Genomic DNA, 10,069 nt, shown 5'->3' with positions numbered 1-10,069 from the left:
TCATCGGGGGTCGCGTTCACCGTCTCCAGTCCGGCCGCCGCGGCGCATGCGCACGCGATCAGCTCATCTCGCCGAGTGAGAACGCATCAGCCCTGTGTGCGGTACGTCTTTCCGCAGCCGAAGGCGCCAGGGGCGGACGCAGGCCTCACAGACGTGGGCAGGCGTCCTTCGGTGTGGCGACGACGGTGCCCGAGACGGGGCCGAATCCGATCCGGGCTCCGTCGGCACCCGGTGCGGTGGCCCGGAGGGTGACGGTGTCGCCGTCTTCGAGGAAGACGCGCCGTCGGCCGTCGGCCAGCTCCAGCGGATGCGCGCCGTTCTCGGTCAGCTCGATCAGAGAGCCGGCTTGTCCGGTGGCCGGGCCCGAGACGGTGCCGGAGGCGTAGAGGTCCCCGGTGCGGACGCTCGCGCCGCCCGCCGTCATGTGGGCGAGCATCTGCGCGGGCGACCAGTACATCTCCCGGTAGGGCGGGCGGGAGACGACGGTGCCGTTCACCTCGACCTCCAGGTCGAGGTCCAGGCCCCAGGGCTCGGACTCCAGCAGATAGGGCAAGGGCACCGGGTCCTGTGTCGGGGTCGGGACGCGGGCGGCGCCGAGCGCCTCCAGCGGGACGACCCAGGCGGAGACGGACGTGGCGAAGGACTTTCCGAGGAAGGGTCCGAGCGGGACGTACTCCCAGGCCTGGATGTCCCTGGCGGACCAGTCGTTGACCAGTACGACACCGAAGACGTGCTCGGCGAAATCCTTGGCCGGTACCGGCGTGCCCAGTCGGCTGGAGGGGCCGATGACGAAGCCGACCTCTGCCTCGATGTCCAGCCGTGTCGTCGGCCCATGAACGACAGTGCCATCGAGGATGCGCTGGCCGTGCGGTCGTACGACGGGAGTGCCGGTGGGCACGATGGTGCCGGCCCGGCCGTGGTAACCGACCGGCAGATGCTTCCAGTTGGGCAGCAGCGGCTCCTGGCCGGGGCGGAACATCCGGCCGAGGCCGGCCGCGTGGTGCTCGCTGGCGTAGAAGTCGACGTAGTCCCCGACCGCGACGGGCAGATGGAGCGTCACCTCGGCCATGGGATGCAGGGCGCCTTCCACCCGGGCCCGGTGCCGTTCGTCGGTCAGCAGGGAGGTGATCTGGGCCCGGGTCCGCGACCAGCGGCGTCGGCCGGCGGCGAGAAAGGTGTTCAGGGTGGGCTGGACGAAGCGCGTGTCTCCGGTCGCCTGCGCCAGGTCCAGTACGTGGTTGCCGACGGCCACCCCCACCCGGGGGCCGCTGCCTGACGGGGAGAAGATGCCGTACGGCAGGTTCTGGAGGGGGAAGGGGGAGTTCTCGGGTATGTCAACCCAGGTCTGTGCCACGGTCGTTCCTGTTCTTTCCGTTCTTTCCGTTCTTTCTGTTCTTTCCGCTCTTTCGGACCCAGAGGCCGAGGGTCCGCATCTTCGATCAGCCCGGTCGGCAGGGCCGGTTCGGCGCTCACCGCTGGGGGCCTGCTGCGGCCCAGGTCCAGGCGTAGCCGTCGTCCTGGGCGGCCAGGCCGCCCTCGCCCAGGTGCAGCGGCCGGAAGGTGTCGACCATGACCGCGAGTTCGTCGAAGTACTCGGCGCCGATGCTGCGTTCGTACGCGCCGGGCTGCGGTCCGTGTGCGTGGCCGCCGGGGTGCAGGGAGACGGAGCCCTGCCCGATGCCGGAACCCTTGCGGGCTTCGTAGTCCCCGCCGCAGTAGAACATGACCTCGTCGCTGTCGACGTTGGAGTGGTAGTAGGGCACGGGGATCGCCAGCGGGTGGTAGTCGACCTTGCGGGGTACGAAGTTGCAGATCACGAAGTTCTTTCCCTCGAAGACCTGGTGGGCCGGCGGCGGCTGGTGGATCCGGCCGGTGATGGGCTCGAAGTCGCCGACGTTGAAGACGTAGGGGTACAGGCAGCCGTCCCAGCCGACCACGTCGAACGGGTGCTGCGGGTAGAGGTGGCGGGTGCCCGTGATGCCGCCGGGCGAGCGGTGCTTCACCAGCACCTCGACGTTCGGGCCGTCGACGAGCAGAGGTCCGTCCGGGCCGCGCAGATCGCGCTCGCAGTAGGGAGCGTGCTCCAACAGTTGGCCGTACTTCGACAGATAGCGGCGGGCGGGGGTGATGTGGGAGTTGGCTTCGATGGCGTACAGCCGCAGCGGCTCGCCGCCCGTGGGCACCCACCGGTGTGTCGTCGAGCGGGGGAGAACCACGTAGTCGCCCTGCCGGGCCGCCAAGGTGCCGAACACTGTTTCGACTTCGGCCGATCCCGACTCGACGTAGACGCACTCGTCGCCGGTCGCGTTGCGGTACAGCGGCGAGGGCCCGCCCGCGACGGCGTACGAGATCCTGACGTCCTCGTTGCCCAGGACGAGCCGTCGTCCCGTCACCGCGTCCTTGGTCTTCCACTCCTCGCCGAACAGCTCATGCAGCTTCAAGCGCCGTGGTTTCAAAGGGTGGTTGGCGGTGAGGGACTGGTCGGGAGGTCCCACGGCGCGGCGTCCTCGATGGCCGAGGGAATGTAGCGGTGGTAGAGCAGGGAGGAGTCGGACGCGAAGCCCTCCTCTCCCATCAGTTCCTCGTAGTACAGGCCGCCGTCCGGTCGGCGGTACTGGGTGTGCCGCTTGGGCGGGATGTCGCCCACCTGCCGGTAGTACGCCATGAGGCTCCCCCTGTCGTGTCGGTCCCGACGGATGCTCCGATGGATGTCAAGCGGCTTCAGTCCTGGAGGGCGTTCCAGACCTGACGGTCGCGTTCGGCCGTCCAGATCACGGGGCGGTCGATGCCGGACAGTTCGTCCCAGACCCGGGCCACGTCGAACGGCAGGCAGTGCTCGAAGATCGGCCAGCCGCCGTACCGGTCGACCAGCGCGTCGTGGGTGGCGTGGAAGGCTTCCTTGAGGGTGCCGCCGCGTGCCTGGACGTCGCCGACCTCGCGCAGCATGACCTGGAGGAAGTGCCGGGTCTGGGCGATGGCGGCGTCGACTGCCGCGCGTCCGTGGGCGATCGCGCCACGGCCGCCGACGATCGACTCGGCCCGGTAGGCGGCCACGCGGTCCAGCGTGGTGGTGGACCACTCCCGGTGGAACGCGTCGCCGGTGTAGAGGGCGGCCTGGGCCTCCACGAGGTCACCGGCGAAGAGGATCTTGTGCTGGGGCAGCCAGGCGACGATGTCGCCCTCGGTGTGGCCGCGGCCGACGTGTTCCAGCACGAGGTCACCGCGGTCGCCACCGAGGTCGATGGTGACCCGGTCGCCGAAGGTCTGGGTGGGCCAGGTCAGGCCCGGGACGGAGTCCGGCTCCTTGAAGAGGCGGGGCATCCGGCCGTACTCCGACGCCCAGTCCTGCTTGCCGCGTTCGGCGATCAGCTCGCGGGTGCGGTCGTGGGCGATGATCACGTCCGCGGCGAAGGCGCTCGCGCCCAGCACGCGTACGGCGTGGTAGTGCGACAGGATCAGGTACTTGACCGGCTTGTCGGTGTGCTCGCGCAGCCGCGCCAGCCATGCGTGGGCCGCGACCGGGGTGGCAAGGGCCTCGAAGCAGACGACGAAGTCCTCGCCTTCGATGGCGCCGACGTTCGGGTCGCCCTCGGCGGTCAGGGCGTAGACGCCGTCGGCGAGTACTTCGAGGCTCTGCTGCTTCTCGGACAGATCCGCCGAGGAGGCGAACGGCTTGCTCATCTGGGGTCTCCTGGTGGGTGGGATCCTTCAGGGGCGGGAGCCGTGCCTCCCGCCCGCCGTGCCTTTCGAGTGAGTGTGGTCACTCGGGCAGGACGGCGACCGCGCTGATCTCCAGCAGGAACTGAGGCCGGGCCAGGCCGGCCACGACCAGCAGGGTGCTGGTGGGCGCCGGGTCGGTCGTCAGGTATTTGCCGCGGACATCGTTGACGGGCAGCAGCAGGGACCGGTCGGTCACGTACGTCGTCGTGGACACCACGTGCGAGAGGTTGCCGCCCGCGGCCCGCAGCACGGCCGAGAGGTTCTCGAAGACCTGCTCCGCCTGCCGCGTGATGTCTCCTTCACCGACGACGGCTCCGTCCGCGTTCATCGAGACCTGGCCCGAGATCCACAGCTGCCTGCCGTGGCGGACCGCGTGGTTGTAGAAGAACTTCGCGGCCGGGCCGGGAGCCAGCTCGGGTGCACTGATGGCCTGCGGATTCGTTGCCATTCCTACCTCCGGAAAACCTGTGGCGAACTGCTCTGTGCCAAGGAGGCTAGGCGGCGATTTCCTGGCTGAACCTGACCATTCAGGGGCCGGTGGACCGGTCCATGTGGAGACCGGTCCACAGGTCAGTTTCCGACGCGGCGAGTCGTCCGGTAGGCCGTGGCCAGCGTTGCGATCCCCTCGGCGATCTGCCGCCGCCGGACCTTGCCGTAGCCGATCACCAGACCGGGCCTGGGTGACGTACCGCTGTGGTAGTCACCGAGTCCGGCAGCCAGCACCCCCAGCCGCCGGGCTGCACGGACGAGGGCAGCCTCATCCGCGTCGTCGGGCAGCAGGAGCGTGAGGTGCAGACCGGCGTCGACGCCCTGGATACGGGCCCCGGGCAGCTGCTCGGCCAGCGCGGTGCGAAGCGTGTTCAGGCGCTGCACGTAGCTGATCCGGGTGCGGCGCAGATGCCGGTCCAGCGAGCCCGACTCGATCAGATGGGCCAGGGCCATCTGATCGAGGGTGGCCGGGACGGGGTCTCCGCAGTCCCGGAGGCCGAGCAAAGCCGGCCGTAGTTCTTCGGGCGCGACCAGCCAGCCGATCCCCACGCCGGGACCGAGTGACTTGCTGACCGTGCCGAGGTACGCGACCCGGTCGGGGGCCAGTCCCTGCAGCGCGCCGACCGGTCCCCGGTCGTAGCGGTACTCGGCGTCGTAGTCGTCCTCGAAGACCAGCGCGTCGCGTTCGCGCGCCCAGTCGAGCAGAGCCGTCCGACGGCTGGGGGACAGCACGACGCCCGCCGGGAACTGGTGGGCCGGTGAGACCAGCACCGCACGGGCCGGCGTCCGCCGCAGCGCGTCGACGACCAGCCCCTCCTCGTCCACCGGTACCTGGACCGGGGTGAGTCCCGCCCGGCGTACGGCCTTGCTCAGCCGCGGCCAGCCGGGGTCCTCGACGGCGACCTGGTGATGTCCCCGCTCGCGCAGTACCTCACACAGCAGCGTCAGGCCGTGCGTGACGCCCGCGCACACCAGCACGCCTTCCGCGTCTGTCCGGACCCCGCGAGTACGCGCCAGTTGCTCGGCCAGCACACGCCGCAGCAGGGGTACTCCGGCGTCGGCCCCGTAGTCGAGATCGTGGGGAGGCAGGCTTCGCACCGTGTGCTGGAGCGCCCGCAGCCACATACCGCGGGGGAACGCGGCCAGGTCCGGGAGTCCGGGTTCGAAGTCGACCAGGACCGCGGGCGGCGCGGGAACAGGAGTCCGTTGAACGTCCTCGGCCGCGGGCGGAGGGCTGACGACCACCGTGCCACCGCCCGCCCGGGCCTGGAGATATCCCTCGGCGGTGAGCTGCTGGTACGCCTCCACGACCACCCAGCGCGAGCAGCTGAGTTCGGTGGCCAGGACCCTGGAGGCGGGCAGTTTCGTTCCGTCGGCGAAGCGGCCGCCGCGGATGGCGTCGCGCAGCGCGCCCTCCAGCTGTACGTGCATCGGGGTGTCGCTGAAGCGGTCCATGCCGAGCAGGAGTTCCGACCCCGGGTGGTGTGGTCGAACGGCACAGGGTGGGACATTAGCACCGGCCCCATCAGGCTCAGAGGTTGCCGCGGGCGGCCTGCTCGCGCTCGATGGCCTGGAAGAGGGCCTTGAAGTTGTTCAGGCCGAACCCGCGGGTGCCGTGCCGCTCGATGACCTCGTAGAAGAGGGTCGGCCGGTCCTGGGCGGGCTCGGTGAACACCTGGAGCAGGTAGCCGTCCTCGTCCTGGTCCAGCAGTACGCCGAGGTCGGCGAGCCGACGCAGGTCGAGGTTCAGCGCATCGATGTCGACCCGCTCCCGCACTTCGTCGTAGTAGGTGTCCGGAACGCGCATGAACCGTACTCCGCTGTCCCGCATCTCCCGGACCGTGGTGGCGATGTCGTCGGTAGCGAAGGCGATGTGCTGCACCCCGGAGCCGCCGTAGTAGTTCAGGTACTCCTGTATCTGGGACAGCGACTTGCCCTGCGCGGGCTCGTTGACATTGAGCTTGATCTTCCCGGTGCCGTCCCAGACGACCTTGCTCATCATCGACGTGAACTGGGTGCCGACGGTCTCGTCGTCGTAGTGGACGAGCTGGGTGAGGCCGAGTACCCGCTGGTAGAACTCGGTCCAGGTGTTCATCTCGTGCAGCGGGACGTTGCACACGATGTGGTCGATCGCGGTGATGCCGAAGTCGCGGCCCGGCGGCACGGTCCACAGCGGCTTCAGTCCGCCCGGCCTGCCGGTGTCGCCGACCGCCTGGTAGCCGGGCAGGAAGGGGCCCGAGTAGCCGGACGCGTCGACGAAGGTGTGGATGGTGTCGCCGTAACTGGCGATGCTCGCCAGCTCCACCTTGCCGTGGTCGTCGACGATCTCGTGCGGCTCGGTCACCGGCTCGGCTCCACCGGCGAGCGCGGCATCGAACGCGGCCCGCACGTCCGGTACGGCGAAAGCGATGTCCCGTACGCCGTCGCCATGGAGATGCTGCTGGTCGGTGACGAGGTGACCCGGCAGCAGGCCGGCGGTCAGCACCAGGCGTACGTCGCCCTGCGCGAGCACCCAGGAGGCGCTGTCGCGGTTGCCGGTCTCCGGGCCGGAGTACGCGATGGGCGTGAAGCCGAAGGCGGTGCGGTAGTAGTGGGCGGCCTGCTTGGCATTGCCGACGTGGTAGCGCAGGTGGTGATAGCCGAGCAGGGGCTGACGATCGGTGGTCGCTTCCGTCATGGACGACTCCTTACGACGCGACGACGTGCGAGGAGGACTCGAGCACGACATGCGGGGCCCGAGCCCGGTCAATTCCGAAGCTAGGGAGCCGTCCGGGGGAACGCCCGGACCAAAGAGGGCCGAAGAGACCGCACCAAGTCGGCGGGCGGACGGTCCGGTCCCTTCACCGCTGCTTGGACCGGAGAGCGCGAGCGGCGCGGACCTACGTTGATGGCGCCACGTCTCAAGCCGCTCACCAGGTGGAGGCCTTCATGACCGTGTTCCAGCATCCCGCCTTCGACGACCACGAGCAGGTCGCGTTCGCCAGCGACCCGCGGTCCGGCCTGCGGGCCGTGATCGCGGTCCACCGCGTCGGACCGCGCAACGCCATGGGCGGCACCCGCATGTGGGAGTACGCCACGGAGGCGGACGGCATCGGCGACGCCCTGCGCCTCTCGCAGGCGATGACCTACAAGTCGGCCCTGGCCGGGCTGCCCTTCGGCGGCGGCAAGGCCGTCGTCTTCGGCGACTCCGGACGGGACAAGACACCGGAACTGCTCCGCGCGATGGGCGCCGCGGTCGACCGGCTCGGCGGCCGCTTCGTCACCGGAGAGGACGTCGGCATCTCGGTCGACGACGTGGCCCTCATGCGCGAGAACACCCCACACGTCCTGGGCGGCGAGGGAGTCGACTCCGACGAGCCCGCCGCCGCCGGAGTCCTGTCCTCCATCCGGTCCGCGGCACAACGCGTCTGGGGGACCTCCGACCTGAGCGGCCGCCGTATCGCCGTCCAGGGCCTGGGCAAGGTCGGTTACTTCCTGGCCAGGATGCTCGCCGAAGCGGGTGCGCACCTGCTGGTCACCGACATCCGCCCCGACGCCGTACGCCGCGCCGTCAGGGAGTTCGACGCCCAGGAAGTGTCCATCAAGGACATCCTCACCCAGCCCGTCGACGTGTTCGCCCCCTGCGCCCTCGGCGACGTACTCACCCCGACGACCGTGCCCCGGCTCAAGGCCAAGGTCGTGGCCGGCGCCGCGAACAACCAGCTGTCCGACCCCACCGTCGGAGACCTGCTGCGCGACGCCGGCATTCTCTACGCGCCCGACTTCATCGCCAACGGCGGCGGCCTCATCAACAACGCGGCGCTGCTGGACGGCTACGACCGGACCCGCGTCCTCGAGGACTGCGCCCGCATCGGCCACACCCTCACCGAGGTCTTCGAACTCGCGGACAAGAACAACACCTCGACGAACACCGCCGCCACCGAACTGGCCCGCCGACGCACACAGGACTTGTAGCGTCAGCTTGATGTTCACCGCGATGCCCGGCCGCGCAGCGGCAGCACGTCCTCGGGCAGCAAGCAGTCCTCATCAGCGACGACGGGTACGGGGGAGTTCCGGTGCACGCGGCCGAGGCTGTCCAGGTCCTAGGCGGAACGGGCTGTTCGAGCAGTTCAACACCGTGCTGGGCCAGTTCGCGGGCCACCTCCAGGGCGTGCGGTGCTCCCGACGGATCAGCGGGTGGCCGCCGCCCTGACCGACGGCGCACTGGGCTCTCGAGCGATTTTCCCGGGGGCTTTTCGGAGACTTTCACGGCTGTCCCAGGGACGTACCGGGGACTTTCCGCCGCGATGGCAGGGAAGACCCTGACCGTGCTGAAAGTTATGAACGCGCAGGTCAGGTCCTACCTCCTCAGCACTCGATGATGTTGACCGCCAGACCCCCGCGCGCCGTCTCCTTGTACTTGACGTTCATGCTGGCGCCGGATGCGATCAGGCCCTTGACCTGCGGATTCAGTGTCATTTTCTTGATCCACTCGGCGGCTGGGGAGTTCCCGGGGAGAATCCTCGGTTGATCTTGCTCCAGCCACGCGTCCATCGCGGCCTGGCCGCGCTGACCGGCGCCGGGCATGAAGTGAGCGTAGTGGTCGAGCGTGATCTTCGGCGAGGAGTGCCCCAGCCATGTGGACAGGCTCACGACCGACTCGCCGGCCTCCAACTGCACGCTGGCGTAGGTGTGCCGCAGGACATGGAACATGTCCTCGCGCGGCGCCGCGTAGACGGGAGTCCGCCGGATCCGGCCGCCGTCCCGGCGGACCTTCTCGCCCACGGCCTTGATGAGACCGGCCGCTGCCAGGGCCAGCTTCCAGCTTCGGTCGTTCCATGTCCGGTAGTAGATCCGGTTGCCGTGCGAGGTCGTGAGGGCCAACTGCACGGTGATCGGCTTCCGCTGCCGAGCCTCCAGAGCATTGGTCGGGGGCTCAGGGTTCCGCCACGGCAACGTGCACGGGGTGGACGGGAAACGGCGGAAGTGGTCACGCGCTCGGGCAGTGAGATTGGGAGACAGAGGTACGACGCGCATCTTGCCCCCCTTGGGGAGGCAGAAGTAGGGCCGACCCTTGATGTCCCACCTGAGCTGGCGCCGGATGTGTACGACGCCCGCCTCGAAGTCGAAGTCCTCTTCCGCCAGTCCGAAGGCCTCCCCCTGGCGCAGGCCGAGCCCGAGTCCAAGGTCGACCGCGAACCTGTAGCGGTCCTGGAGATGGAGGCGGACTGCGGCGACGACGGACCGCGTCCAGGCCTTGGCCTTCTTCTCCGTACGCCGTGGAGCTTTGACGCTCCGGTGGACCTTGATGGGGTTCCGCAGCAGCCGCTTGTCGTCGACCGCGCTGTTGAGGATAGACGAGAGATGGCCCCAGATCACCTCGGCCGTCGAGCTCTCGACCCGACCCAGCAGTGCGGCCGCGAACGAGCGCAGAGCCGAGGCGTCGATCTCGCGGAGCGGGAAGTCGCCCAGGATCGGAATGATGTGGTTCCAGATGCAGCTACGCATCGGACCCTCGGTCGAGGGCTCGTCGGTCCGGCTCGGCCACCAGTGGTCGACGATGTACTCGGTGAGGGAGATCTCGCCGTCGCGCGGGTCGACGAACTCGCCCCGCTTGGTGTCGGTCTTAGCGGTGGCGAGCCACTGCTTGGCGTCCTCGCTGGTATCGAATGAGCGGTCGAGGACTCCAGGGATCCCCCTGACTCGATAGCGCTGGCCTTTCCCGTAGCGGGCAGTCCGCTCCCTCTTGCCGGTTTGCTTGTCTGCCCGCTTCTTAAGCCAGCGGTCTGAGGGGCCTCGCGTTTTCCGGACAGGCATCTGACCGTCTATTTCACGCGGCGATTCGCAACTTCTCGTACTCGGCGTGGACTTCGCGCGGAGG

Annotated in this window: 7 protein-coding genes and 1 pseudogene; 1 reads left to right on the top strand and 7 read right to left on the bottom strand. The window is 69.1% G+C overall.

The features are described from left to right. Positions 1-145 precede the first annotated feature (145 nt). From fahA to hppD, 6 genes and pseudogenes are all read right to left on the bottom strand, one after another. Positions 146-1,354 (bottom strand): fumarylacetoacetase, encoded by a 1,209-nt coding sequence (gene fahA / locus AB0D57_RS46135; protein ID WP_362088507.1) that lies wholly within the window; start codon positions 1,352-1,354, stop codon positions 146-148. A gap of 115 nt (positions 1,355-1,469) precedes the next feature. After that, a pseudogene (locus tag AB0D57_RS46130) lies at positions 1,470-2,665 on the bottom strand (cupin domain-containing protein). A 56-nt stretch (positions 2,666-2,721) separates the two neighbouring features. Beyond that, positions 2,722-3,681, bottom strand: coding sequence for an MBL fold metallo-hydrolase (locus AB0D57_RS46125; RefSeq protein ID WP_362088506.1), 960 nt, complete (start codon positions 3,679-3,681; stop codon positions 2,722-2,724). Positions 3,682-3,760: 79 nt separating this feature from the next. Continuing rightward, positions 3,761-4,168, bottom strand: a complete 408-nt coding sequence (locus tag AB0D57_RS46120) for a RidA family protein (protein ID WP_362088505.1) — start codon at positions 4,166-4,168, stop codon at positions 3,761-3,763. Positions 4,169-4,290: 122 nt separating this feature from the next. Beyond that, positions 4,291-5,664 (bottom strand): PLP-dependent aminotransferase family protein, encoded by a 1,374-nt coding sequence (locus tag AB0D57_RS46115; RefSeq protein WP_362088504.1) that lies wholly within the window; start codon positions 5,662-5,664, stop codon positions 4,291-4,293. A 76-nt stretch (positions 5,665-5,740) separates the two neighbouring features. Beyond that, the gene (gene hppD, locus AB0D57_RS46110; protein ID WP_362088503.1) at positions 5,741-6,886 is read right to left on the bottom strand and encodes a 4-hydroxyphenylpyruvate dioxygenase; all 1,146 of its coding nucleotides are present in this window, start codon (positions 6,884-6,886) and stop codon (positions 5,741-5,743) included. Positions 6,887-7,137: 251 nt separating this feature from the next. Between hppD and AB0D57_RS46105 the strand changes: the two genes are divergently transcribed. Further along, a complete protein-coding gene (locus AB0D57_RS46105; RefSeq protein WP_362088502.1) occupies positions 7,138-8,163 on the top strand; it encodes a Glu/Leu/Phe/Val dehydrogenase dimerization domain-containing protein in 1,026 nt (341 codons plus the stop codon). A gap of 393 nt (positions 8,164-8,556) precedes the next feature. On the opposite strand, the gene AB0D57_RS46100 is transcribed toward AB0D57_RS46105, so the two are convergent. After that, positions 8,557-10,005 (bottom strand): site-specific integrase, encoded by a 1,449-nt coding sequence (locus AB0D57_RS46100; RefSeq protein ID WP_362088501.1) that lies wholly within the window; start codon positions 10,003-10,005, stop codon positions 8,557-8,559. Positions 10,006-10,069: the final 64 nt, after the last annotated feature.

It is taken from the genome of Streptomyces sp. NPDC048275 (assembly GCF_040652275.1).
GTDB lineage: Bacteria > Actinomycetota > Actinomycetes > Streptomycetales > Streptomycetaceae > Streptomyces.
Note: the sequence above shows the minus strand (reverse complement) of the source record. Positions and strands in the feature narration are given on the sequence as shown.